Origin of the sequence: Ideonella benzenivorans (assembly GCF_020387415.1) — a bacterium.
GTDB classification, from domain to species: domain Bacteria; phylum Pseudomonadota; class Gammaproteobacteria; order Burkholderiales; family Burkholderiaceae_C; genus Ideonella; species Ideonella benzenivorans.
Map to the genome: position 1 here is coordinate 192,990 of NZ_JAGWCB010000007.1, position 25,320 is coordinate 218,309.

The 25,320-nt window shown below is 69.6% G+C and carries 22 protein-coding genes; 12 read left to right on the forward strand and 10 right to left on the reverse strand.

Annotated features, from left to right (window positions below; all coding sequences use genetic code 11):
- Window positions 1–5: 5 nt before the first annotated feature.
- Window positions 6–1,310 (forward strand): cobyrinic acid a,c-diamide synthase CobB, encoded by a 1,305-nt coding sequence (locus KGA65_RS03915; RefSeq protein WP_225861836.1) that lies wholly within the window; start codon window positions 6–8, stop codon window positions 1,308–1,310.
- Between the two features lie 195 nt (window positions 1,311–1,505).
- On the opposite strand, the gene KGA65_RS03920 is transcribed toward KGA65_RS03915, so the two are convergent.
- The 8 genes from KGA65_RS03920 to nirB all read right to left on the reverse strand — a co-directional run bounded on the left by KGA65_RS03920 (window position 1,506) and on the right by nirB (window position 11,403).
- Window positions 1,506–2,084 (reverse strand): hypothetical protein, encoded by a 579-nt coding sequence (locus KGA65_RS03920; protein ID WP_225861837.1) that lies wholly within the window; start codon window positions 2,082–2,084, stop codon window positions 1,506–1,508.
- Window positions 2,085–2,596: 512 nt separating this feature from the next.
- A complete protein-coding gene (locus tag KGA65_RS03925) occupies window positions 2,597–3,388 on the reverse strand; it encodes a MetQ/NlpA family ABC transporter substrate-binding protein (RefSeq protein WP_225861838.1) in 792 nt (263 codons plus the stop codon).
- Between the two features lie 128 nt (window positions 3,389–3,516).
- Complete coding sequence (locus KGA65_RS03930) at window positions 3,517–4,194, reverse strand: methionine ABC transporter permease (RefSeq protein ID WP_225861839.1); 678 nt, start codon at window positions 4,192–4,194, stop codon at window positions 3,517–3,519.
- Window positions 4,191–5,246: a methionine ABC transporter ATP-binding protein gene (locus KGA65_RS21025; protein WP_310740935.1), complete on the reverse strand. Its 1,056-nt coding sequence runs from the start codon at window positions 5,244–5,246 to the stop codon at window positions 4,191–4,193. The genes KGA65_RS03930 and KGA65_RS21025 overlap by 4 nt, the downstream gene beginning before the upstream one ends.
- A 158-nt stretch (window positions 5,247–5,404) precedes the next feature.
- On the reverse strand, window positions 5,405–7,126 hold the full coding sequence (locus KGA65_RS03945) for a bifunctional protein-serine/threonine kinase/phosphatase (protein WP_225861840.1): 1,722 nt from the start codon (window positions 7,124–7,126) through the stop codon (window positions 5,405–5,407).
- A gap of 22 nt (window positions 7,127–7,148) precedes the next feature.
- Window positions 7,149–8,438 carry a nitrate- and nitrite sensing domain-containing protein gene (locus KGA65_RS03950; protein ID WP_225861841.1) on the reverse strand — a complete coding sequence of 430 codons (1,290 nt, stop codon included), beginning with the start codon at window positions 8,436–8,438 and terminating at the stop codon, window positions 7,149–7,151.
- A 58-nt stretch (window positions 8,439–8,496) separates the two neighbouring features.
- Window positions 8,497–8,841: a nitrite reductase small subunit NirD gene (nirD, locus tag KGA65_RS03955; protein ID WP_225861842.1), complete on the reverse strand. Its 345-nt coding sequence runs from the start codon at window positions 8,839–8,841 to the stop codon at window positions 8,497–8,499.
- A gap of 21 nt (window positions 8,842–8,862) precedes the next feature.
- Complete coding sequence (nirB, locus tag KGA65_RS03960; protein ID WP_225861843.1) at window positions 8,863–11,403, reverse strand: nitrite reductase large subunit NirB; 2,541 nt, start codon at window positions 11,401–11,403, stop codon at window positions 8,863–8,865.
- A gap of 285 nt (window positions 11,404–11,688) precedes the next feature.
- On the opposite strand from nirB, the gene KGA65_RS03965 reads away from it, so the two are divergent.
- Window positions 11,689–11,952, forward strand: a complete 264-nt coding sequence (locus tag KGA65_RS03965; RefSeq protein WP_225861844.1) for a DUF3079 domain-containing protein — start codon at window positions 11,689–11,691, stop codon at window positions 11,950–11,952.
- Here KGA65_RS03965 and KGA65_RS03970 read toward each other — a convergent pair.
- Window positions 11,924–12,805 (reverse strand): LysR family transcriptional regulator, encoded by an 882-nt coding sequence (locus KGA65_RS03970; RefSeq protein WP_225861845.1) that lies wholly within the window; start codon window positions 12,803–12,805, stop codon window positions 11,924–11,926. The genes KGA65_RS03965 and KGA65_RS03970 overlap by 29 nt on opposite strands.
- Window positions 12,806–12,921: 116 nt before the next feature.
- Here KGA65_RS03970 and KGA65_RS03975 point away from each other — a divergent pair, with 116 nt between their 5' ends.
- Window positions 12,922–13,668, forward strand: coding sequence for an SDR family oxidoreductase (locus KGA65_RS03975; RefSeq protein WP_225861846.1), 747 nt, complete (start codon window positions 12,922–12,924; stop codon window positions 13,666–13,668).
- Window positions 13,669–13,683: 15 nt separating this feature from the next.
- On the opposite strand, the gene KGA65_RS03980 is transcribed toward KGA65_RS03975, so the two are convergent.
- Window positions 13,684–14,607: a LysR family transcriptional regulator gene (locus KGA65_RS03980; RefSeq protein ID WP_225861847.1), complete on the reverse strand. Its 924-nt coding sequence runs from the start codon at window positions 14,605–14,607 to the stop codon at window positions 13,684–13,686.
- 121 nt (window positions 14,608–14,728) lie between these two features.
- Between KGA65_RS03980 and KGA65_RS03985 the strand changes: the two genes are divergently transcribed.
- The 9 genes from KGA65_RS03985 to KGA65_RS04025 all read left to right on the forward strand — a co-directional run bounded on the left by KGA65_RS03985 (window position 14,729) and on the right by KGA65_RS04025 (window position 25,228).
- Window positions 14,729–15,262 carry an ester cyclase gene (locus KGA65_RS03985; protein WP_225861848.1) on the forward strand — a complete coding sequence of 178 codons (534 nt, stop codon included), beginning with the start codon at window positions 14,729–14,731 and terminating at the stop codon, window positions 15,260–15,262.
- A gap of 48 nt (window positions 15,263–15,310) precedes the next feature.
- Window positions 15,311–16,105, forward strand: a complete 795-nt coding sequence (locus KGA65_RS03990; protein ID WP_225861849.1) for an SDR family NAD(P)-dependent oxidoreductase — start codon at window positions 15,311–15,313, stop codon at window positions 16,103–16,105.
- A gap of 42 nt (window positions 16,106–16,147) precedes the next feature.
- Window positions 16,148–16,369: a hypothetical protein gene (locus KGA65_RS03995; protein WP_225862193.1), complete on the forward strand. Its 222-nt coding sequence runs from the start codon at window positions 16,148–16,150 to the stop codon at window positions 16,367–16,369.
- Complete coding sequence (locus KGA65_RS04000; protein ID WP_255650444.1) at window positions 16,342–17,235, forward strand: OmpP1/FadL family transporter; 894 nt, start codon at window positions 16,342–16,344, stop codon at window positions 17,233–17,235. The genes KGA65_RS03995 and KGA65_RS04000 overlap by 28 nt, the downstream gene beginning before the upstream one ends.
- 148 nt (window positions 17,236–17,383) lie before the next feature.
- Window positions 17,384–18,325 (forward strand): NADH-quinone oxidoreductase subunit B family protein, encoded by a 942-nt coding sequence (locus KGA65_RS04005; RefSeq protein ID WP_225861850.1) that lies wholly within the window; start codon window positions 17,384–17,386, stop codon window positions 18,323–18,325.
- 27 nt (window positions 18,326–18,352) lie between these two features.
- Window positions 18,353–19,894, forward strand: a complete 1,542-nt coding sequence (locus KGA65_RS04010) for a nickel-dependent hydrogenase large subunit (protein ID WP_225861851.1) — start codon at window positions 18,353–18,355, stop codon at window positions 19,892–19,894.
- The gene (locus KGA65_RS04015) at window positions 19,891–20,385 is read left to right on the forward strand and encodes a hydrogenase maturation protease (RefSeq protein WP_225861852.1); all 495 of its coding nucleotides are present in this window, start codon (window positions 19,891–19,893) and stop codon (window positions 20,383–20,385) included. Before KGA65_RS04010 ends, KGA65_RS04015 begins: the two co-directional genes overlap by 4 nt.
- Window positions 20,382–23,036: a sensor domain-containing protein gene (locus KGA65_RS04020; RefSeq protein ID WP_225861853.1), complete on the forward strand. Its 2,655-nt coding sequence runs from the start codon at window positions 20,382–20,384 to the stop codon at window positions 23,034–23,036. Before KGA65_RS04015 ends, KGA65_RS04020 begins: the two co-directional genes overlap by 4 nt.
- A gap of 194 nt (window positions 23,037–23,230) precedes the next feature.
- Window positions 23,231–25,228, forward strand: a complete 1,998-nt coding sequence (locus tag KGA65_RS04025; protein ID WP_375142609.1) for a c-type cytochrome — start codon at window positions 23,231–23,233, stop codon at window positions 25,226–25,228.
- The last annotated feature ends 92 nt before the right edge of the window (window positions 25,229–25,320 follow it).

Genomic DNA, 25,320 nt, shown 5'->3' on the forward strand with positions numbered 1-25,320 from the left:
GCCCGGTGGCCGCCTGCCGCGCACTGATGGTCAGCGCCCCGGCCTCTGGCCAGGGCAAGACCACCGTGACCGCCGCGCTGGCCCGCCTGTGGCGCCGCCAGGGCTGGCGGGTGCGGGTGTTCAAGACCGGGCCGGACTTTCTGGACCCGATGATCCATGCCCGCGCCAGCGGTCAGCCTTGCTGGCAGCTGGACCTGTGGATGGGCGGCGAGGCCCACTGCCGCCGCCTGCTGGCCGAGGCGGCGCAGCGCAATGACATCGTGCTGGTGGAAGGCGTGATGGGCCTGTTTGACGGCACCCCCAGCAGCGCCGACCTGGCCCAGACCTTCGATCTGCCCGTGCTGGCCGTGGTGGAAGCCGCCGCGATGGCCCAGACCTTTGGCGCGCTGGCGCTGGGCCTGCAGCAATACCGGCCGGGCCTGCCGTTCAGCGGCGTGCTGGCCAACCGGGTGGGCAGCCCCGGCCATGCGCAGATGCTGCGCGAGAGCCTGCCGCCCGGCCTGACCTGGTACGGCGCGCTGCCGCGCGAGGCGGGCTTTGAGCTGCCCTCCCGCCATCTGGGCCTGGTGCAGGCCGACGAGCTGGCCGACCTGGACGCCCGGCTGGACCGGGCCGCCGATGCCCTGGCCGCGCTGGACCTGCCCTTGCCGCCCGTGGTGGACTGGGCGCCGCCCGCACCCGACCCGGACGCGGCCGTCTATGCCGCCGCCCCGCTGGCCGGCCAGTGCATCGCCATCGCCCGCGACGCGGCCTTCGCCTTCCTGTACCCCGCCAATGTGGACGTGCTGCAGCGCCTGGGCGCCGGCATCTGCTTCTTCTCCCCGCTGGCCGGCGAGCCGGTGCCCACCGGCGCCACCGCGGTCTACCTGCCCGGCGGCTACCCGGAGCTGCATGCCGCCACGCTGGCCGCCCAGCACGGCGTGCGCGACAGCCTGGCGGCCCACTGCGCCGCCGGCCGGCCGCTGGTGGCCGAATGCGGCGGCATGCTGGCGCTGGCCGACGGCCTGACCGACGCGCAGGGCGTGCGCCATGCCGGCTGGGGCCTGCTGCCCGGCGAAGCCTGCATGCGCCCGCGGCTGGTCAACCTGGGCCTGCAGTCAGTGGATCTGCCCGAAGGCCCGGTGCGGGGCCACACCTTCCACCACGCCACTTTTGAGAGCCCGCTGACACCGATCGCCCAGACCCGGGCCCAGCGCCAGCACGGCCGACCCGAGGCCGTCTACCGCCAGGGACGCCTGCAGGCCAGCTTTCTGCACGCCTATTTCCCCAGCGCGCCGGCGGCGGTGGCGGGGTGGTTTGCGGTGGGGTGAAGGCCTTGGGTGGGGACAGGCAGGGATGCCTGTTGGATCCCGCGTGAGACGGCCGTTGGTTCACCGACGGCTTCACCAGCCAGACCCGCGTGCTCACCGCGCTCCTCGACCAGGCGCGCATCGCTGGCCGAGGCATTGGAGCGGCGCTCAGGCCTGACCAGGCCACCTGCATTCACCGAATTCTTCGCAGAGCGCTCAATCACCCGGCGCCTGATAATTGGCCAGAAGAAAAATACGCCGCAGGAGAATCACTGCAAGAGCCAAAAAAGCTGCTAAAAGTTGGCAGAGCATGAAAAGAAGCAGCGGCCCCATGTCGTGCATTTCACTCCAGGTCCGCCCCATGCCTCCCGGCAACGCGAGGAGGCCGAGAAGCGGCGTTGTCATGCATAGCAGAAAGGTGAGATATGTTTGCAACGATTTCCTTGGCCTGATCTCTGCTGAAGACATTTCTTCCGGCTTGGTTTTTTCGCCGCATTTCCTCATCCAAAAAAAGAATGCAACTTCTAGAAATGCCGCGCCGCTTGCAATGCAGGCAATAGCCAAAACTGCAGTTTCTATTGCAGTTTCTTCGGCATAAGCGGGATTGGTAATTTGAAGCAGTGCGCCTGTTAAGTTTGCTAAAAAGGAGAAGATGCTAGAGTAAAATATGAAAGGCAGTAACTTGTTGGAGAAATAAATCTGTATTTTATTAAGCCTAAATATAATTGATTGACTATTATTTTGCGGGTGAAAAGTCAGTGTGAAATACTCTGCATCACCATTTCGAAAGAACACCGGCCCTCCCTTTTTAATAGGTTTTCAAAAACTTGATTGTTCAATTGTAAATCAACAGTTGGCACGAAAATAGGCGTTCGCCCAGCACTTCGTCGAATATCATTGCATGTACCGCGTTGTACGTAGGTGGACGCCCGGAACAGAAGGCTGTTCAACCACCACCACCAGGTGAACCCGCTGGGCTACAGGCGCACCGAAGCCCCATCACCTTCGACAACGCACTGGTCAGACCGCGACCGTCTGACTTAAACCTACTGGCCTCCGCGAAACCCGGGGCGACTCAGTTCGCCGTGCACGGCATCAACGAGGCCGGACGTCCTGAACTGGTACGACCGGCGGTGCAGCGCAATAGGCTGCAGGCCCTGGTCTCGGCGCTGCCTCCCTGAGTGGTCGGCTTGGATGCCTGCTCTGTCGCCCACCACTGGGCTCGCAGAGGATACGCCGAGGCACGGTGGGTTAAACCCTCCGTGCCTCGACAGTAGGTGGGGCCCGGACTACACGGGCACAGGCCCTCAGAACGCCGGCACCACCGCGCCCTGGTACTTCTGCTCGATGAACTGGCGCGTCTCGGCGCTGTGCAGCTCGGCGTTGAGCTTTTGCAGCGCGGCGCTGTTCTTGTTGTCCGGCCGGGCGACCAGCACGTTGGCGTAGGGCGAGGTCTTCTCGATGAACAGCGCATCCTTGCGCGGCGAGAGCTTGGCCTCCAGCGCGTAGTTGGTGTTGATCAGCGCCAGGTCCACCTGGGGCAGCACGCGCGGCAGGGTGGCGGCTTCCAGTTCACGGAACTTCAGGTGCTTGGGGTTGCCCACCACGTCCTTGGGTGTGGCCAGGATGTTGGCCGGGTCCTTCAGCGTGACCAGCCCGTTGGCGGCCAGCAGCAGCAGCGCGCGGCCGGCGTTGGTGGGGTCGTTGGGCAGGGCCACGGTGGCGCCGTCCGGCAGCTCAGACACCTTCTTGTGCTTGACCGAATAGGCCGCGAAGGGCTCGATGTGCACCGGCTGGCCCACCACCACCAGGTGGGTGCTGCGGCTCTTGTTGAAGCTGTCCAGGTAGGGCACGTGCTGGAAGTAGTTGGCGTCCAGGTGCTTTTCCTCGACCTGCACATTGGGTTGCACGTAGTCGTTGAAGACCTTGATGTCCAGGTCCACGCCCTGTTTGGCCAGGCGCGGCTTGAGCTGTTCCAGGATCTCCGCGTGCGGCACGGGCGAGGCGGCCACGGTCAGCTTGACGTTCTGGGCCCAGGCGGACGCCGCAGCCAGCGGCAACAGGGCGGCCACCAGGGCGCGACGGGTGAAAACGGTCATGAAGAACTCCTTGTCAGAGCAGAGGGGTTGAAAGGCAGGGACGAAAACCCCCCGGGCGGGTGGCCATCGGCCACGTCACCCTCGGTCCGAGGTGGGGGGGAGGAAACGCTGGCGGCTCTGGCGGCCGCTCAGCGGGTGCGACATCGGCGGACCAGCCGGTCGCCGAGGGTCTGGAGGACTTGCACCAGCACCAGCATCAGGGCCACGGTGACGACCATGACCTCGGTCTGGAAGCGCTGGTAGCCGTAGCGCACGGCCAGGTCGCCCAGGCCGCCGCCGCCGATCACGCCGGACATGGCGGTGTAGGACACCAGGGCCACGGCGGTCACGGTGCTGGCGCCGATCAGGCCGGGCAGAGCCTCGGGCAGCAGCACCTTGAAGACCAGCTGGTGCAGGCGGGCGCCCATGGCCTGGCTGGCTTCCACCACGCCAGGGTCCACCTCGCGCAAGGTGTTCTCGGCCAGGCGGGCAAAGAACGGCGCGGCGGCGGCCACCAGCGGCGGGATGGCCCCGGCCACGCCCAGCGAGGTGCCCACCAGGCGCAGCGTGAGCGGGATCATCACGATCAGCAGGATGATGAAGGGCAGCGAGCGCAGCAGGTTGATGGCCAGCGACAGCGCCGCGTACAGGCGCGGGCGGGCCAGCAGCGCGCCCGGCGCGGTGAGGTACAGCAACACGCCCAGTGGCAGGCCGATCAGCACCGTGAACGCCAGGGCCAGGCCCAGCATGGTCAGGGTGTCGAGGCCGGCCGTGCCGATCTCGGGCCAGTCGATGGTCGCGAAGGCGGCCCAGTTCAGCTCGTTCATGCGCAGGCCTCCTCACGCTGCGGTGCGTCTTGCGGCGGGGAGAGCCATTCGGCTTCGGCCCCCAGCGCCGCGACCCGGGCTGGCAGTTCGCGCAGCGCCACGTCGGTGGCCAGCACCTCGGCGCGCAGCCGGGCCACCGGGATGCCTTTGAGGCGGGTCAGTCGGCCTTCCAGCAGGTTCACCCGCAGGCCGGTGCTGTCGCGCAGGGTCTCCAGCAGGGGCTGGCGCGCGGCGTCGCCAATGGCGGTCAGTTGCAGCACCGGCCGCCCGGAGTCGGGGGCATCCCCCTCGTCGAGCAGGAAGCCGGCGTTGGCCAGCAGAGCGCGTGTGGTGGTGTGGCGCGGATGCAGAAAGACGTCGATCACCGGGCCCTGCTCGACGATGCGGCCGCGCTCCAGCACGGCCACCCGGTCGCACAGGGCGTGGATGACGTGCATCTCGTGCGTGATGAGCAGGATGGTGAGCCGCAGCCGGCGGCTGATGTCGCCCAGCAGGGTCAGGATCTGTTCGGTGGTTTCCGGGTCCAGCGCGGAGGTGGCTTCATCGCACAGCAGCACCTCGGGTTGATTGGCCAGGGCGCGGGCGATGCCGACCCGCTGCTTCTGCCCGCCGGAGAGTTGCGCGGGGTGGCGGTCCCGCTGTTCGCTCAGGCCCACCAGGGCCAGCAGCTCGTCCACCCGGGCGTCCATCTGGGCGGCGCTGCGGCCGCCGGCCAGCTCCATCGGGAAGCGCACATTGCCGGCCACGGTGCGCGACTGCAGCAGGTTGAAGTGCTGGAACACCATGCCGATGCGCTGGCGCTGGCGTTGCAGTTCGCGGGCCGACAGGGCGGTCAGGTCGATGTCGCCCACGCGCACGGTGCCGCTGTCCGGACGCTCCAGCAGGTTGATGCTGCGGATCAGAGTGCTTTTGCCGGCGCCGGAGCGGCCGATGACGCCAAAGATTTCGCCGGCGGGGACGGTCAAGGAAACCTGGTCGAGGGCCAGGGTGGGTGGGGCGGAGGCGCCACGCGGGCTGGCGTAGCGCTTGGTCAGGCTGTCGAGTTGGATCACGGACACAAAGGCCGTCCGGGCAACAAGCCCCGGATCAGGGGCCGTGCCAGGTGGGGCAAAACGCCTTCTGGTGAGGCTGGAGAGCCAGTCTAGACAGCTTGAATCAGACGGGGAAGTTCTGAATTTCTATTTGTTTAGATGGCTATCTGAATAAGGACTCAGCGCAGCAGGGCGGCGGTGAGCCCGATCACCAGCAGGCCGAGGACCGCGCTGACGGTCTGCCAGAAGCGCACCGGGTGGCGTTCGATCAGCGGCAGCGGGCGGGGCTCGCTCACCGCCGGGCCGGGGGCCGTCAGGGCATGGGTGAACTCGGACAGCAGTTCGGGGCGGCGCTGCGGCTGGGGCTGCAGGGCGCGGTTCAGCACCGCCTCCAGCCAGGCCGGGAGGTCCGGCCGGTGCGCCCGCAGCGGCACCGCGCGGCGGTGGCGCCAGTCGGCCGGGCTGGGGGGCGTGGCGCCGGTGGCCGGGTAGGGCAGCTGGCCGCTCAGCATCTGGTAGGTCAGCACCGCCAGCGCGAACAGGTCAGCCTGCGGCCCGGGGGCGCCGCCGGCCCCGCACTCGGGCGCGCTGTAGGGCGAGGCGCTGGCGGCGTCGGGCGAGGGGGCGCTGTCTTCGGCCAGGCCGAAGGCGCGCACGGCGCCAAAGTCGATCAGCTGCACGGTGCCGGTGCGGTCGATCAGCACGTTGTCCGGGCTGAGCCCGCCATAGAGCAGGCCGCGCCGATGGAAGGCCTGCAGGCCACGGGCGATCTGCATCACCAGCTGGCGCACGGCGTCCAGCTCGGGGCGGGGGTGGTCGGCCATCCACTGGGCCAGGGTCTGGCCTTCCACATAGGCCAGCGCCACGCACAGGTAGCGGTGCGGGCGTTCGCTGGCGGCGGGCTTGCGCACATGCGGGTTGTCGATCCGGCGCGCCACCCATTCCTCATGCTGGAAGCGGGCCAGGGCGGCCAGGTCCTGCTGCAGCGCCGGGGCCGGCACCTTCAGCGCCAGGGTCTCGCCCTGTGCGCCGTCCACCGCCAGCCAGACCTGGCTGCGGGCGCTGTGGTGCAGCTCGCGCACCAGGGTGCAGCCCTCGAACGACATGCCGGCCTGCAGCGGCGGCGGGCAGGGCAGGTGGCTGTCGTCCTGGCGCGGTGCGTCGGTGCCGGGCGGCAGGGCGTCGATGCGCACCAGCAGCACGGTGATGTTGTCCTGGCTGCAGCGCTCCAGCGCCATCGCCGCCAGGGTGGAGGCGGCGGCGTCCAGTTGGTCGGGGTGACGGGCCAGCGCCGCCTGCACGTCGGCGGCGTTCAGGTACTCGTAGGCCCCTTCGGTGGTCAGCAGGTAGACCTCGCCCTGGGCCAGCGGCCAGTGGCGGTCGTCCACCGCCACCGTGGCGTCCAGGCCCAGCGCACGGCCCTGGTAGCCCAGCACCGCGGGGCCGCGCACCCGGTGGTCCTGCGTCAGCGGCTCCAGCGTCTGGGCCTGCAGCCGGTAGATGCGGCAGTCGCCCACATGCAGCAGGTGGCCTTCGCGCCCCCGCAGGATCAGCGCGCTGAAGGCGCAGACCTGGCCCTTGCGCGGGTCGGCCTGCGCGCCCAGGCTTTGCGTCTGGGCGTACAGGCGTTGGTTCAGTTCCTCCAGCACCGGCCGGGCCGCTTGCTCGACGCTGGCCGGGTGGTCCACTTGGTAGTAGGCCTGCAGAAAACCCTGCACAGCCTGCGCGCTGGCCTGGTGGCTGACCGGGCTGCCGCTCAGCCCGTCGGCCAGCGCCAGCGTGATGCCATGGCTGGCCAGGGCCTCGCCGGTGGGGACGCGCACGCCGTGGCTGTCCTGGTTGATGGGTTTGCGGCCGGCCAGCGAGTGCTGGCCGATCGAGACGCGCAGTTCCTGAGTCATGAGGGTGGCGGCACCGAGGCCTTCAGTGCGCAGTGGGGTCGCCCGCGGGGCGGGCAAAGGCCAGATCGGGCAGGGCCAGGGTGGCCTCGGCGATGTCCAGCAGGCGGCGGTTCTGGTCCATCGCGGTCTTCTGCAGCGTGCGGAAGGCGGTTTCCTCGGTCATGCCCAGGCGGGCCATCAGCACGCCCTTGGCCCGTTCGATGACCTTGCGTTCGTGCAGCGCCCGCTTGGCGGCTTCCAGCTCGATCTCCATGCGGGCCAGGCGGGCGCCCTGGGCCTGCAGCTGCTCGACCATCGAGGACAGCGCCTGCGTGTCGGCGGCGGGCAGGGTGGGGGCTCGGGGCGGTGGCTCGTCCTGGCTGAAGAAGGCGCTCACCGCGTCGGCATGGGCGGGCGGGTGTTCGCGCAGGCGCTGCATCAACCCTTCGGTGTCGGCCAACTCCTGCTCCAGGGTTTCCAGCTGGTTGGCGCAATAGAAGCGCAGGCCCTGGACCAGTTCGGTCTCCAGCTGCCAGAGGTCGGTGATGCGTTCGCTGGTGATGTCGAACCAGCGGTTGGTGAGCTCGGTGTCCAGGGCCGTGCCGGGCCGGGCGCTGCACAGCGTGCGCCGCAGGCGTTCCAGCTGGGCCACTTGGGGGGTGAGCTGCAGCCGGTCCCATTGCGCCTTCAGGCCGTCGTCGGCGAATTCGGCGAACACGGTCAGGTTGCGGTCCTGGGCCTCGATCAGGTGGGCCAGGCGTTGTTGCTGCGGGTCGCTGGCCAGGCCGGAGGCGAACAGCAGGCCGCCCAGCGCCCGCTCCTGGCCGGCGGCTTCCTTGCCCTGCACCAGGTGCACATAGGCCACCAGCCGGCGCGAGACCCCGGGGTGGATGGTCGGGTCGGCCAGCTGGGCCACCAGCTCGACCAGGCCGGCGATGATGCGGCTGAAGGCGGCGATGCAGTCCAGGGCCCCGATCTGGGCCTGGTCCACCTGCTGGCGCAGCGTGTCCAGCGCGGTCAGGTCCATCAGCACCCAGGCCGTCAGGGCCATGATGCGGGCGGTGGCGCAGCGGTTGGGCTGCAGCTGTTCGTCGAACTGCGCGCGCAACCGGTCGGCCAGCGGCTGGGCCATCTCGCGGGCCTGGTCCCTCAGGTCGGCCAGTTGCTGGCCCTGCGAGGCCAGGAAGACGGTGCTGGCGCCGCGTTCGCGCTGCAGCACCTGCACCAGCTGGCCGACCGTGGTGGCCAGCTCGGCCCGGCTGGCCAGGTTGCGGACGGATTCGATCTCCAGTTGCTTGGCGCGCAGAAGAAAACGGGAGGCAGGCAGCGGCATGGGCAGACAAACGGAAGCTTCCCTCGATTGTCTGCAAGTTGGGTGCCGCGTGGAACCGTCAGTGTGCGTCGGTGTTCACCAGCACCTGACCATCCTCCACCCGTACGCCGTAGGTGCGCACCGACCAGTCGGGCGATTCCAGGCATTCGCCGCTGCGCAGGTCGATGTGGTTCTTGTAGAGCGGCGAGGCGACGACCAGGTGCTCGCCCAGGTTGCCCACCAGCCCGCGCGAGAGCACGCTGGCGCCGGACTTGGGGTCCACGTTGTCGATGGCATGGAACTCGTGTTGGCCGATGCGGAAGATGGCCACCTGGTGGTCGTCCACCCGGGCGCAGACGCCGGTGTTGGGCAGGATGTCCTCGACCGCGCAGACCGCGGTCCAGTTCGAGACGGTGGTGTTCATGGGACAGGTCTCCGAAGCGGGTCAGGCGGTGGCATCGGTGGTGGTGTTGGTCGAAGCGTCCGTGCGCTCCTCCGGGCGGGCCGGGCGGATCTGGCCGCGTTCCTGCACGAACACGATGTGCTCGTCGGGCTGCGCGCTGTTGACGAAGCTGCGGAAGCGCTGGCGCACGGCGGGCGTGGTGACGGCGGTCTTCCATTCGCACTGGTAGGTGTCCACCACGTGCTGCATCTGGGCCTCCAGCTCGGCGGCCAGCCCCAGCGTGTCGCGCAGCAGCACGCCCTTCAGGTAGTCCAGGCCTCCCTCCAGGTTGTCGCGCCAGGTGCTGGTGCGCTGCAGGCGGTCGGCGGTGCGCACGTAGAACATCAGGAAGCGGTCGATCAGGCGAATCAACGCGTCTTGGGTCAGGTCGCTGGCGATCAGCTCGGCGTGGCGCGGCTTCATGCCGCCATTGCCGCAGACATAGAGGTTCCAGCCCTTGTCGGTGGCGATGATGCCCACGTCCTTGCTCTGGGCCTCGGCGCATTCGCGGGTGCAGCCCGAGACGCCGAACTTGATCTTGTGCGGTGCGCGCAGGCCCTTGTAGCGGTTCTCCAGCGCGATGGCCAGGCCAGTGCTGTCGTCCACCCCGTAGCGGCACCAGGTGCTGCCCACGCAGCTCTTCACGGTGCGCAGGCTCTTGCCATAGGCATGGCCGCTCTCGAAGCCGGCGGCGATCAGCTCCTCCCAGATCAGCGGCAGTTGCTCGACGCGGGCGCCGAACAGGTCGACCCGCTGGCCGCCGGTGATCTTGGTGTACAGGCCGTACTTCTTGGCCACCTGGCCCACGGCGATCAGGCCCTCGGGCGTCACCTCGCCGCCTGGCATGCGCGGCACCACCGAGTAGCTGCCATCCTTCTGGATGTTGCCCAGGAAGTAGTCGTTGCTGTCCTGCAGAGCGGCCAGTTCGGGTTGGAGCACGAAGTCGTTCCAGACCGAGGCCAGGATCGAGGCGGCGGTGGGCTTGCAGATGTCGCAGCCCAGGCCCTGGCCGTGCTGGGTCAGCAACTCCTCGAAGGTCTTGATCTGGCCGACGCGGATCAGGTGGAACAGCTCCTGGCGCGAGTAGGCAAAGTGCTCGCACAGGTGGTTGTCCACCGCCATGCCGCGCTTGGCCATCTCGGCCTTCATCACCTGGGTCACCAGGGGCACGCAGCCGCCGCAGGTGGCGCCAGCCTTGCAGCAGGCCTTGAGCGCGGCGATGCTGGTGGCGCCGCCGGCCACGGCCTCGGCGATCTGGCCCTTGCTGACATTGTTGCAGGAGCAGATGGGGGCGCTGTCGGGCAGGGCGTCCACGCCCAGGCCGGCCTTGGCCTGGCCGTCGCTGGCCGGCAGGATCAGCGATTCAGGGTGCTCGGGCAGGGCGATGCCGTTCAAGGCCATCTGCAGCAGGGTGCCGTACTCGGCGGCGTCGCCCACCAGCACCGCGCCCAACAGCTGGCGGCCGTCCCCGCTGACGACGATCTTCTTGTAGACGCCGTTCAGTTCGTCGGTGAAGGAGAAGCTGCGGCAGTGCGGCGTATTGCCGTGGGCATCGCCGATGCTGGCCACGTCCACACCCATCAGCTTGAGCTTGGTGCTCATGTCGGCGCCTGCGAAGGCGGCCGAGGCCTCGCCGGCGATGTGGCGCGCGGCCACGCGCGCCATCTCGTAGCCTGGGGCCACCAGGCCGAAGGTCTGTTCGTTCCAGGACGCGCATTCGCCGATGGCGTAGACATGCGGGTCGCTGCTGCGGCAGTGGTCGTCGATCACCACGCCGCCGCGCGGGCCGATGGCCAGCACGCATTGGCGGGCGAGTTCGTCGCGCGGCCGGATGCCGGCGGAGAAGACGATCAGGTCGGTCTCGAGGTGGCTGCCGTCCTCGAACACCATGCGGTGGCGGTGCTCGGCGCCGTCGGTGATCTGGGTGGTGCTGCGCCGGGTGTGCACGTGCACGCCCAGGGCCTCGATCTTCTCGCGCAGGATGCGGCCACCGCCCTCGTCCACCTGCACCGCCATCAGACGCGGGGCGAACTCGACCACATGGGTTTCCAGGCCCAGGTCACGCAGGGCCTTGGCGCATTCCAGGCCCAGCAGGCCACCGCCCACCACCACGCCGCGCCGGGCCTTGGCGCCGGCCGCCTGCATGGCCTCCAGGTCCTCGATGGTGCGGTAGACGAAGCAGTGGGGACGCTCGCGGCCGGCGATGGGGGGCACGAAGGGCACGGAGCCGGTGGCCAGCACCAGCACGTCGTAGGGCAGCACCTCGCCATCGGCGGTGGTGACGGTGCGCACCCGGCGATCCACCGCGGCGGCGCGGGCGGCCAGGCGCAGGTCGAAGCCGGTGCGCTCGAAGAAGCCGGGCTCGATCAACGACAGGTCCTGGGCGGACTTGCCGGCGAAGAACTCGGAAAGGTGGACCCGGTCGTAGGCCGGACGGGGTTCCTCGCACAGGACGGTGACCTGCACGTCCGTCAGGCCGGTCTCAGCGAGGCTTTCGAGAAATTTATGGCCGACCATGCCGTGGCCGGCGACGACGATCTTCATGTTGCGCTCCGTGGGAACTGGATGGGAAGCGCCGGCCAGGCCGGACGCCAACAGAAAACCGCCGTCGTTAGCGGTGGGCTCGTGCAACGACGCTGCTGCAGGAACCACGCGCCATCCCAAGCAAGTCTGGTGCCAAGCCTCAAGGGACCGGGAACCGGCCCCAACGGCCCGACATGCACCGGCAGCGCGCGGCGGGACGGCCGCACTGCCCTGGACTGGTGCCTCTCTTCCCGTCGCCTGCGCCCGGTCAAGCCCCGGTTGGGGGAGCCCGCCGACACTGAGCGCATGGCCAAGCGATTCCCTCTGCACCCGGCACATCCCGAACGCACCTGCTGGGGATGCGACCGCTACTGCCCCGCCCAGTCCATGGCCTGCGGCAATGGATCGGACCGCACCCAGCACCCCGAGGAGCTGTTCGGGGCGGATTGGGCCGACTGGGTGCCGCCCACGGAAGGTGGCGCTGAGGCTGAGATGGAGCCGCCGGCCCTGGCGCTGACGGCCGAGGTGGCCCAGGCGCCGGTCAGAACACCCCGCTCACCCAGTCGATGAAGGCCCGCAGGCGCGGGGAGGGCAGCCGGCCGCGGGCGTGGACCAGCGACACCGGGAGGGGCGGCGGGGGGCAGTCCTCCAGCAGCGCGACCAGGCGGCCGGCCGCCAGATCGTCCTGCAGCCGGTAGCGCGGCGCCTGGATGATGCCCAGCCCCGCCAGTGCCGCGCCGGCGTAGGCCTCCGCGCCGCTGACGCGCAAGCGGGTCGGCAGAGACACCTGCTGCAGGGCACCGCCGACGCTGAACACCAGCGGCAGCACCGCGCCCAGGGCCGAGGACTGGAACCCAACCATCGTGTGGCCGGCCTGCAGATCGTCCAGCTGGCGCGGCACACCGTGGCGGGCGCAGTAGTCCGCCGAGGCGCAGGTGACCTCCGGCAGCAGGGTCAGGCGCCGGGCGACCAGTTCGCTGTCGCGCAGCGGGCCGATGCGGATCGCGCAGTCCACCCCCTCCCGCACCAGGTCGACGAAGCGGTCGCCCTCGCTGATGTCCAGCGCGATCTCGGGGTAGCGGGTCAGGAACTCGGGCAGCCTGGGGCACAACAGCAGACGGGCCATCGTGCCATGGACCTCGATGCGCAGGCGGCCCCGCGGCTGGCCGGTGGAGAAGGCGTTTTCCGCGTCCTCCACCTCGGCGATCAGCTGCAGGCAGCGGCTGTAGAACGCCTCGCCCTCCAGCGTGGGCGCCACCTGGCGGGTGGTGCGCTGCAACAGCCGCACACCCAGACGCGCCTCCAGCGCCTGGATGGCCTCGGTCACCGTGGCCCGGGGCAGGTTCAGATCGGCGGCTGCGCGGGTGAAGCTGCGGCATTCCACGATGCGCGTGAAGACGCGCATGGCATCGAAGCGGTCCATGGGCTGTTGATTGTTCGGAATTGCGAATGGTGATGCCGATTCTGGCTTGTTTATCCGGATGGAGCGAATGCCTACAGTGAACCCACGCTGATCGAGCGGATGACAGGAGCCAACCCATGAATGAACTTTCACAGGCCCAGCCGGTGGCCATCGTGACCGGTGGATCGCGCGGCATCGGGGCCGCCATCGCCCAGCGCCTGGCCGCCGACGGCTTCGCGGTGGTCATCAACTACGCCGGCCACCGCGACGAGGCCGACGGCCTGGTGCGCCAGATCACCACCGCCGGTGGGCAGGCCCTGGCCGTCCAGGCCGATGTGAGCGATGCGGCCGCCGTGCGGCGGCTGTTCGACGCCGCCGAGGCGGCCTATGGCGGGGTGGACGTGTGGGTCAACAACGCCGGGGTGATGACGCTGGCCCCCTTGACCGAGGCCAGCGACGAGGACTTCGACCGGCTGGTGGCCGTCAACCTGCGCGGCACCTTCCACGGCATGCGCGAGGCCGGGCGCCGGCTGCGGACCGGCGGGCGCATCATCAACTTTTCCAGCAGCGTGGTCGGCCTGCGGCTGGAACGCTACGGCCTGTACGCCGCCACCAAGTCCGCGGTCGAGGCCCTGACCGCCATCCAGGCGCGCGAGCTGCGCGGCCGTGCGATCACGGTCAACGCGGTGGCGCCGGGGCCCACCGCCACTGCGCTGTTCCTGGAGGGCAAGTCGCCCGAGCTGATCGACACCCTGGCCCGCATGAACCCGCTGGAGCGCCTGGGCACGCCGCAGGACATTGCCGCGGTGGTGGCCTTCCTGGCCGGGCCGCAGGGCGGCTGGATCAACGGGCAGGTGATCCGCGCCAACGGCGGCATGGTCTGAACCGGGCGCCTGCCGCTAAGCCAGCGGGAGCTGCTCCACCAGCGTCCGGCAACGTGCCACCAGGAAGTCCCGCAGCTGCTGCAGGGCCGGGCTCAGGCTGGCCCGGTCGGGGCAGACCATCTGCAGCGGGGCCGGCTCACCCCAGGCCTGCGGAAAGAGCGCCACCAGCCGGCCGGCCTGCAGGTCGGCCGCCACATCCAGGGCCGATTTGTAGGTGACGCCGTGGCCGGCCAGGGCCCAGCGTCGCACCACCTCGCCATCGTCGCTGATGCGGTCGCCACGCACCGGCACGGCCTGCGGCCCCCCTTGCGCCGTGGGCAGCTGGAAGGTCCAGCGTTCGTGGGTGTGGTCCCCCATCACGTAGCGCAGGCAGTTGTGCTGCTTCAGCTCGGCCGGCGTGGCCGGGCGGCCATGGCGGGCCAGGTAGGTCGGGGCGGCACAGGCGATGCGCCGGTTGTCCGGCGCCAGTGGCAGCGAGACCAGGCCTGAGTCGGGCAGCTCACCGTAGCGGAGGCCGGCGTCCACGGTGGCGCGAAACAGGTCGGTGAAGCGGTCGCTGATGCGCAGCTGCAGCTGCAGACGCGGGTGCTGGGCCTGGAAGTCGTCCAGCCAGGGCAGCAGCACCTGCCGCCCCAGGTCGGAGGGCACCGACAGGCGCAGCGGCCCGCCGATCTCGGCGCGTCCCTGGTCCAGGGCCTCACGGCCGGCCGCCAGGGCGTCCAGCACACCACGGGCATGGGGCAGGTAGCGACTGCCTTCGTCCGACAGCCGCATGCTGCGGGTGGAGCGCACGAACAGGCGCAGCGCCAGCTCGCGTTCCAGCCGCTGCACCGCGCTGCTGGCCAGTGCCGGGGTCAGGTCCAGCTGTCGGGCGGCGGCCGAGAAGCTGCCCGCTTCCGCCGTCTGGACAAAGACCTGCAGGTCGTCGATGCGGATCATTTTCCTGTCCGTCAAGAAAGTATTTGAGATTGGCTGCGCTTTATCTGTTGCAGACGTTAAATCAAAGTGCCTGTCCATGCCGGGTCCCGGCCTTTGCAACATCTCTTGGGAGCGCATCGACATGCACCGTTCTTTGTCACCGTGGTGGTTGGCGGCCTGGTTGACCGTCGCGGGGTCCGTCCACGCCGAGGAGGCGCTGATCCAGGCCCGCACCCTGGTGGTGGATCCTCACCTCGACACCGTCCAGGCCCAGGGCGAGATCCTGGCGGCACGCCGCTATGGCACCTTCTGGTCCACCGGGGACGCCGCGCTGGCCCGCGCGGCCCTGGCGCCGGACTTCATGGACCGCACCCTGCCCCCCGGGCGGGCGCAGGGACTGCCAGGGCCGTTGGCCGCGTCCGAGGGCTTTCGCCAGGCGGTGCCGGACCTGCGCTGCGAGATCGAACAGATGATCGTCGCCGGTGACCGGGTCGTGTCGCACCTGCGTTTCACCGGGCACTTCAGCGGTCGGTTCCAGGGGCGCCAGGGGCAGGGGCAGGCGGTGAACTTCATCGCCACCGACATCTACCGGGTCCAGGACGGTCGCATTGCCGAAAACTGGCATCTCGAGGACAACCTGACCCTGCTGCAGCAAATGGGGCTGGTGGCCCTGTGAGCGGGGCTATTCGCGTCAGGTCACACTCCCCCTCTCAGGAGCATGCACATGAAGATTGATCTCACGGGCCGCGTGGCCCTCGTCACGGCCTCTTCGTCTGGCATCGGCCATGCCATCGCCCAGGGCCTGGCGGAAAGCGGTGCCGAGGTGGTGGTGCAGGGCCGCAGCAGCGCCACGGTGGAGCGCGCGCTGCAGGCCCTGCGGGCCGCGTTGCCCACCGCCCGGCTGCGCGGCGCGGTGGCGGACCTCAGCGACGCCGCCGGCGCCGAAGCCCTGCTGGCCGCCGTGCCGCAGGTGGACATCCTGGTCAACAACGCCGGCATCTACGGCCCGCAGGATTTCTTCGAGACCGATGACGCCACCTGGGAGCGCTACTGGCAGACCAACGTGATGTCGGGCGTGCGCCTGTCGCGTGCGCTGCTGCCAGCCATGGTGCGGCAGGGCTGGGGCCGGGTGGTGTTCATCGCCTCGGAATCGGCCCGCAACATCCCGGCCGACATGATCCATTACGGGGTCAGCAAGACGGCGCTGCTGGGGCTGTCCCGCGGCCTGGCCAAGCGGGTGGCGGGCAGCGGCGTGACGGTCAACAGCGTGCTGCCCGGCCCGACCCTGTCGGACGGCGTGGCCGAGATGCTCAAGGACGAGGTGGCCCGCAGCGGCCAGTCTCTGGAAGCCGTCTTCGACGGCTTCGTGCGGGCGCACCGGCCCAGCTCGGTGATCCAGCGCGCCGCCACGGTCGACGAGGTGGCGGCGATGGTGGTGTACGTCTGCTCGCCGCAGGCCTCGGCCACCACCGGCGCGGCGCTGCGGGTGGACGGTGGCGTGGTGGATGACATCGTCTGACACGGTGGCGGCGCCCCCGTCTCATCAACGAAGGATGTCTTGATGTTGCGCCGTGTTTCGCTGCCCTTGTGGTCCGTGCTGATCGGTGGGGCGGCCGGTCTGCCGCTGGCGGCCCATGCCACCAACGGCTATTTCTCGCACGGCTACGGGGTCCAGGCCGAAGGCATGGCCGGCCCCATTTCTTCATCCCCGAGTTCGGCTGGACGCACCAGTGGGACGACCGGCTCAGCCTGGGGCTGGCGGTCTATGGCAATGGGGGGATGAACACCCAGTACAACCACAGCCCGTTTGAGGCCTTCGGGGTCACCGGCCACACCGGGGTCAACCTCGAACAGCTGTTTGTGTCGCCCTCGGTGGCCTATCGGCTCAATGACAGCCATACCGTCAGCCTGGCGCTGAACCTGGCCCACCAGCGCTTCTCGGCCCAGGGCATCGGGCCCTTCGCGGCGGCCTCGGCCGCGCCGGAGGCGCTGAGCGACCAGGGCACCGACACCTCCACCGGCGTGGGCGTGCGGCTGGGCTGGATCGGGCAACTGAGCCCGCAATGGCGGGTGGGGGCCACCTGGTCGTCCAAGATCTCGGGCCGCTTTGACAAGTACAAGGGCCTGTTCGCCGACCAGGGCGGCTTCGACATCCCGGCCAACTACGGGGTCGGCCTGGCCTACCAGCCCACCGAGGCCTGGACCCTGGCGGCCGATTACCAGGTCATCCAGTACAGCCGTGTGGGCGCGGTGGGCAACCCGCTCAGCCGGCTGGCGGCCGGGGTGCCGCTGGGCGCCTCGGACGGGCCGGGCTTTGGCTGGCGGGATGTGAAGGTGATCAAGCTGGGGGCCGCCTACCAATGGCAGCCGAACCTGACCCTGCGGGCCGGCTACAGCCACGCCACCCAGCCCGTGCCCGCCAGCGAGACCTTCTTCAACATCCTGGCGCCGGGCGTGGTGCAGCACCATGTGACCGTCGGCTTCACCTGGAAGGCAAACCGGGCGGACAACTGGAGCGCCTTCTACGGCCATGCCTTCAACCGCACGGTGGCGGGCCAGCAATCCCTGCCCACCGCCTTCGGCGGTGGCGAGGCCCAGGTGCATCTGAAGGAAAACACCCTGGGCGTGGCCTGGGGCCGCGCCTTCTGACGGGGTTTGCCAGAATCCGGGGGTCTTCCCCATCCTGCGGCGGTTCAAGACCGGCCGCAGGACGCCGACAATAGGGATGAGGACCCGGTCCGAGGAAGTCGCTTTCCTGGTGAACGGGGGCGCGGTCACTTTCCCCAGGGCGGATTCCATGGCGACACTCTTATGGCTTCAAACCGGAGCCTGCGGCGGCGATTCCCTGGCCATCCTGAGTGCCGAGTCGCCCAGCCTGGAGCAGCTGCTGCAGGACAGCGGCGTCGAGTTGCTGTGGCATCCGTCCCTGTCGCATGGCCACGCCCGCCGGTTCGACCGGCTGGTTGACGACATCCTGTCCGGCCAACAGCCGCTGGACATCCTGTGCGTCGAGGGCAGCATCGTCACCGCGCCACGCGGCACCGGGCTGTACGACCCCTACCGCGGCCGCGGCAAGATGGACCTGGTGCGCGACCTGGCGGCTCGCGCCGACGTGGTGGTGGCCATGGGCACCTGCGCCGCGTTCGGCGGGGTGCATGCCGCGCCGCCCAACCCTTCGGACTGCATCGGCCTGCAGTTCGACCATGCCCAGCCGGGCGGGCTGTTGCCGGCCGACTGGCGGTCCCGCGGCGGCTGGCCGGTGGTCAATGTGGCCGGCTGCCCGGCCCATCCGCACACCATGACCCAGACCCTGGCCACGCTGGCGCTGGGCCTGCCGCTGCCGCTGGATGGCCTGAACCGGCCGGCCTCGCACTTCAGCACCGTGGTGCACCAGGGCTGCACCCGCAACGAATACCACGAGTACGACATCGAGGACAGCCAGCCCGGTGGCCGGGCCTGCCTGTTCTTCAACCTGGGGTGCCAGGGCCCGCTGACCCAGGCGGTCTGCAATGCCGACCTCTGGAATGGCGTCAGCAGCAAGACGCGCGCAGGCGTGCCGTGCTTTGGCTGCACCTCCCCCCAGTTCCCGCGCGATGGCGACCTGTTCCGCACCGAAAAGATGGGCGAGGTGCCCATCCGTTTGCCGCTGGGGGTGGAGCGCCCACGCTACATGGCTTACAAGAACCTGGCCCGCGCGGCGGCACCACAACGGGTGCGTGACAAGAAGATGAAGCCCTGAGCCACGGCTTGGGTAGCATCCCCGGACATGGCCCGCATTGAACTCAACGTCGATCTCAACCGCGTCGAAGGCGATCTCAGCATCCAGGTGACGCTGGAGGACGGCGTGGTGGTGGCGGCGCGCACCCAGGGCACGATGTACCGTGGCTTCGAGCAGATCCTGCTCGGCCGCGCGCCCCGCGACGCGATGGTCATCACGCCCCGGGTCTGCGGCATCTGCGGCACCGCCCACCTCTACGCCGGCGTGCTGGCGCTGGAGCAGATCTGGTCCACCCCGGTGCCGCCCCAGGCCACCCGCATTCGCAACCTGTGCCTGATCGCCGAAGGGCTGCAGAATGACCTGCGCCAGACCTTTCTGTTCTTCGCGCCGGACCTGTGCCACCCGCGGTACGCGGCCGACCCGCTCTACGCGCCGATGCTGCAGGCCTTCGAGCCCTTCAAGGGCACGGTCTACCGCGAGACGCTGGCCATCACCCGCAAGGTGCTGCAGATCGTCGCCCACTTTGGCGGCCAGTGGCCGCACTCGTCCTACATGCTGCCCGGCGGCGTGGTGACGCCGGTGGACACGGCCCGGCTGATTGCCTGCCGCAGCATCCTGGGCGATGTGCAGCGCTGGTACGAGCAACGGATCATCGGCGGCCCGCTGGACGACTGGCTGGCGCTGGCCTCGGCCGACGCCCTCTGGGGCTGGCTGGCGCGTCCCGCGGCGGCGGACGCGGCGCTGGGCCTGCTGACCCGCTTCCTGCGTGCCCGCGGCCTGGCCCGGTTGGGCGCGGGCACGCCGCACATGCTGTCCTTTGGCACCTGGTGCGATCCCGAACGCTGGGGGCCCGGGGCCTCGGCCCATGTGCTGCCGGCCGGCTTCTACGATGGCGAGACCGGCGCCATCGAGCGCCTGGATCCCGCGCAGATCTCCGAGCATGTGCGGCATTCCTGGTTTCGGCCGTATGAAGGGGGGCGCCACCCCTTCGACGGCGAGACCGTGCCCGATTACCAGCCCGGCACCGACCGCTACACCTGGGCCAAGGCCCCCCGTTACGGAGGCCGGGTGGTGCAGACCGGCCCGCTGGCGGAACTGGTGATCGCCGGCGACACGCTGGCGCGCGAGTTGCTGGCCTGCGAAGGCAGTGGTGCCTGGCTGCGCCAGTTCGCCCGGGTGCGCCACATTGGGGTGGCGCTGCGGCAGGCCTGGCGCACGCTCGACGAACTGGCGGCCGACCTGGGCAGCCCCCACTTCGTGCCGCCTGCGCCAGGCACCGAGGTCGATGGCGACGGGGCCGGCCTGCTGATGGCGGCCCGCGGTGCCTTGGGCCACTGGGTGCAGGTACGCGACGGGGTGGTGCACCGCTACCAGATCATCACCCCCACGGGCTGGAATGCCTCGCCGCGCGACAGCGCCGGCGTGCCCGGCCACTGGGAAGCCAGCCTGGTGGGGCTGCGCGTCGCCGACCCCGAGGACCCGATCGAGATCGGGCACCTGATTCGCTCGCACGACCCCTGCCTGGTCTGCACGGTGCATTTCGTTGGCGCCGACGGGGCGCCCGCGGGGGCGTTGAGGATCGGGACATGACCTCCCTTGCGGTCGACGCCGCGCCCCATCGCGTGCTGTGCTTTGGCAACGAGTTGCATGGCGATGATGGTTTCGCGTTGGCCGTTGGCCGGCAACTGGCGGCCCAGGGCCTGCCGGCCGGCTGGAGCCTGCACGAGGTTGGCACCCGCGGGCTGGACGCCCTGGCGCTGCTGCTTGACTGCCAGACGGCGCTGCTGCTGGACGCCGCGCAGCCCGCGGGCCAGCCCGGGCGCCTGGCTGAGCTCGACCCGCGGACCGTGCCGGTCGAAACCGGTCTGGCCGGCCATGCCATGGGCCTGGGTTACACCCTGCAGGCGCTGCGCAGCAGCGGGGCCCCCTGGCCCGCACTGCGCCTGTTGACCGCCGAGATGGCGGCGGTGCAACCGTACCGGCTGGGTCTGTCGGCGGCGGTGCAGCAGGCTGTGGCCCCCGCGGTGCAGCAGGTGCGGGCCTGGATGCAGGCGCAAGACACGGTGGAGCCGGCGCCATGAAGCAGCACGACGCCCTGCTGTCGTTCTGGCCCGCCGAGCCGGCCGTCCCGGCCGGCGATGCCCTGGACCTGCTGCGCACCGAACTCGAGGCCCTGCGCCTGGCCAATACCGCGTTGCAGGACGAGCTGACGCATGGCGCGGAGCAGGCGGACACGATGCTGCTGGCGCTGGAGCGCCAGCGGGCCGAACTGCAGGCGGCGCGCGACCGTGAACAGGCCCTGTCGGCCTTTGCCGAACGCATCATGGAGACGGTGGGCGGGGCGGTGCTGGTGCTGGACCCGTCCGGGCGGCTGCGGCACGGCAACGCGCATTGCACCCAGGTCCTGGCGCCGCTGGCGGAAGGCGAGAGCATCGACGCCCTGCTGCATCCTGCCGACCGCGCCGCCCTGGCGGCCGCGTTGCCGGCCCTGCCATGGGCCGTGCACTCGGTGCTGTTCGAGCAGGTGCGGCGTCAGGGACGCTACCGGGCCGAACACCGGCTGGCCATGCGCGATGGCAGCCACCGCTACCACCTGGTCGAGGGCGCAGTGCTCTACAGCGCCCAGGGCAAGGAGGAAGGCGCGGTCATCACCTGCACCGACATCTCGGTGCTCAAGCGCAAGGAGCAGGAGCTGCTGGCCAGCGATGCCCGCTTCAACCAGGCGGAGAGCGTGGCCCGGGTGGGCAGCTGGGAGCTGGACCCGCTCAGCGAGACCATGAGCTGGTCGGCCGAGACCCATCTGCTGCTGGATGTCCGGCCCGAGGTGTCGCCCAGCCTGGCCACGCTGTTCACCGCGATCCACCGCGAGGACCGGCTGGAGACGGCCCAGGCCTTCATGCTGGCGTTGAGCGCCCACGAGCCCTGCGACCTGGAATTCCGCATCGACACGGCCGACCAGTCGGTGCGCTGGGTCCACCTGCGGGCCAGTACCTTCGTGGCCGCCGACCGGACGCCCCGCAGCGTGGGCACGGTGCAGGACATCACCGCCCGCCGCCATGCCGAGGATGAGCTGCGCCTGGCCGCCACGGTGTTCGACAACAGCCTGAACGCGGTGCTGATCGCCGATGCCGAGGGCCGCATCCGCAAGATCAACCGCGCCTTCACCGCCATCCTGGGCTATGAAGAGGCCGACGTGCTGGGCCGCCAGCCCAATGTGATGAAGTCGGGCCAGCACCCGCCCAGCTTCTACCAGGACATGTGGGGCCAGTTGCACGAACGCGGTCACTGGGAGGGCGAGATCCTCAACCGCCACCGCGACGGCCACATCGTCTCCATCTGGCAGAACATCACCACCGTGCGGGGTGGGGCGGGCGAGATCAAGTACTACATCGGCATCTTCTCGGACATCACCGAGCAGAAGGCCCAGGCCCAGCGCATCCACCAACTGGCCTATTACGACGCCCTGACCGGCCTGCCCAACCGGGCCCTGCTGATGGACCGCTGCCGCCAGGCGCTGGCCCGCGCGCGGCGCTCGCACGGGCTGCTGGCGGTGCTGTTCATGGACCTGGACCGCTTCAAGCACATCAACGACAGCCTGGGTCACCCGGTGGGGGATGCGCTGCTGCAGGCGGTCGGGATCCGGCTGCAGCAGGTGGTGCGCGACACCGACACCGTGGCCCGCCTGGGCGGCGATGAGTTCGTGGTGCTGCTGGAGAACATCGACTCCCTGCTGGATGTCGAGGCCAGCGCGCACCGCATCATCCAGGCCTTCCACGAGCCCTTCGTGCTGGAGTCGCACACGCTGTCGGTGGCCACCACCATCGGCGTGAGCCTCTATCCCGAGCATGGTGCGGATGTCACCAGCCTGTTCAAGTTTGCCGACCTGGCGCTCTACCAGGCCAAGGAGACGGCCCGCGGCGGCTACCGGCTGTTTGAGCCGCACCTGAACGAGCTGGCGCTGGATCGGATGCGGCTGGAGAACGACCTGCGGCGCGCACTGGAGCGCGACGAGTTCGTGCTGAACTACCAGCCCGTCTATGCCCTGGGCGATGGCCGGCTGGTGGGCGCCGAGGTGCTGCTGCGCTGGCCCCACCCGGAGCTGGGGCCGGTCTCGCCGGCCACCTTCATCCCGGTGGCGGAGGACAGCGGCCTGATCATCCCGATCGGGGCCTGGGTGCTGGAGACGGCCTGCCGCCAGGCCCGGGCCTGGCTGGACGCCGGGTTGGAGATCGGCGTGATCGCCGTCAACGTGGCCGGCCTGCAGATCCAGCGCGGCGACCTGGCCGAGACGGTGGCTCGCGTGCTGCAGCACACCGGCTTGCCAGCGCAGCGGTTGGAGCTGGAGATCAGCGAGTCCTACATCATGCGGCATGCCGAGCGCGACCTGCAGCAGCTGGCCGATCTGCGCGCCCTGGGCGTGGCGCTGGCCATCGACGACTTCGGCACCGGACAGACCTCGCTCAGCCACCTCTGGCGCCTGCCGCTCAACAAGCTCAAGGTGGACCGCGCCTTCATCAAGGACCTGGAGCGTGACACCGCCGGTGCCACCGTGACCCGCGCCATCATCGGCCTGGGCCATGGCCTGGGCTTCGTGGTGCAGGCCGAGGGGGTGGAGACCGACGCCCAGGCCGAGTTCCTGCGCGCCCACAGTTGCGACCTGGTGCAGGGCTTCCGCTTCGCTCGCCCGCTGCCGGCGGAGGAATTCGCGCGCCGCTGTCCCTCGCGTTCGTGATGGACCCGGGAAAACCCGGGTTGCATCGGGGGGAAGCCCGACTCACCCCCGAGCGGGTAAACGCCTAACCTCTCCGGCAAAACCTTGGCAACAAAAAGGTCTTGCCCATGAGAGAAGTTAACAGCCCCCGCATCCGGCGCTACGGCCTCATCGCCGCCGCCGTGGTGGCCGTGGTCGGTGCGGCCGCGGTCTGGATGGCCATGCCGCCCAGCGTCGAGAACAAGGACCCTGGCTTCGGCGCCAAAGCCGATGACGCCCTGGTGGCCCAGGGCCGCTACGTGGCCCAGCTGGGCGATTGCGTGGCCTGCCACACCGCCCCGGGTGGCGGCGAGATGGCCGGTGGTCGCCCGCTGGAGACCCCGTTCGGCACCATCTACTCGACCAACATCACCCCCGACGCGCAGCACGGCATCGGCCAGTGGACCTACGGCCAGTTCGACCGCGCCATGCGCCATGGCGTGTCGGCCGACGGGCATCGGCTGTATCCGGCCATGCCTTACCCGTCGTACGCCAAGATGACTGACGCGGACATGAAGGCCTTGTGGGCCTACCTGCGCCAGGGGGTGCAGCCGGTGGCCCAGGCCAACCCGCCGCTGGGCATGCACTTCCCGTTCAACCAGCGCTGGGGCCTGGCCTACTGGGATGCGGTGTTCGCCGACAAGACCCCCTTCGTGCCCAACCCGCAGAAGGACGCGGTCTGGAACCGCGGCGCCTACCTGGTGCAGGGCCTGGGCCACTGCGGCGCCTGCCACACGCCGCGCGGCATCGGCTTCCAGGAGCAGGCCATGAGCGACATGGGCTCCAAGGGCAAGCTGTTCCTGTCGGGCGCCCAGGTCGAGCACTGGAATGCGGTGGAGCTGCGGGACCTCTGGACCGTGCCGGACACCGTTGAGATGCTCAAGACCGGGCAGAACCGCTTTGCCACCGCGTCGGGCAGCATGACCGACGTGATCCTGCACTCGACCCAGCATGTGAACGACCCGGACCTGGTGGCCATCGCCACCTATCTGAAGTCGCTGCCGTCGGACAAGCCCAAGACCGCCGCGCCAGCACCGGTGGCGGCCAGCACCGAAGCGCCGGCCAAGCTGTTCACCACCGCCGGTGGCCTGGGCTACACCCAGTTCTGCACCGACTGCCACCGCCCGAGCGGCAGCGGCGTGAAGGGCGTGTTCCCGGCCCTGGCCGGCAACCCGACGGTGGCGGCCAAGGACCCGGCCACGCTGATCCACATCACGCTGACGGGCTGGAAGACCGCCTCCACCGGCGCCCATCCGCGGGTCTACACCATGCCGGCCTTTGCCCGGCTCAGCGATGCCGAGATCGCCGAGATCCTGAGCTTCGTGCGCGAAAGCTGGGGGCAGGGCGCCGGTGCGGTGGCGGCGGCGGACGTGGCCGCAGCGCGCAAGAACCTGGACCCGAAGATCGACAAGTCGGCCTTTGAGACGCCGCGCCTGTCCAAGCTGCTGGCAGAGCCCAACGCGGCCCAACTGGTGCGCGGCATGCGGCTGAACTCGGAAACCCACATCCTGCTGCCCAAGAACGTTGGCAATGACCTGAACTGCACCTCCTGCCACCTGAATGCGGGGACGGTGGCCGATGGCTCGCCGTATGTGGGCATCACCGCCTTCTTCCCCTCGTATGCGCCGCGGGCCGGCAAGGTCATCACCATCGAGGACCGCATCAACGGCTGCTTCCGCCGCTCGATGAACGGCAAGCCGCTGCCGCCCGATTCGGACGACATGAAGGCGATGGTGGCCTACTTCGACTGGATGAAGGGCAACACCAAGAAGGAAGACAAGGTGCCCGGCCGCGGCGTGGGCAAGGTCGACCCGAAGATCGTGCCCAACCTGGCCAACGGTGAGAAGGTCTATGGCGCCCAATGCGCGGTCTGCCACGGTGCCAATGGCGAAGGCCTGAAGGACGCCGCCGGCCGCACCGTCTACCCGCCGCTGTGGGGCGACCGCTCCTTCAACATCGGTGCCGGCATGGCCCGCACCTACACCGCGGCCGCCTTCGTCAAGCGCAACATGCCCATCGGCTTCCATGAGAAGTTCCCGCTGGGCCAGGGCGGCCTGTCGGATCAGGATGCGGTGGACGTGGCCGAGTACTTCAGCCACCAGCCCCGCCCGGACTTCCCCGACAAGGTGAAGGACTGGCCGAAGGACCCCAAGCCCAAGGATGCGCGCTACTGATCCTCTGAAACTCCGTCAGGCCACTGAGACAACGGCCTGTTCGGCCGGTCCCCGCGAGGGGGCCGGCCTTTTTGCCTGTGCTAGCGTGCCCG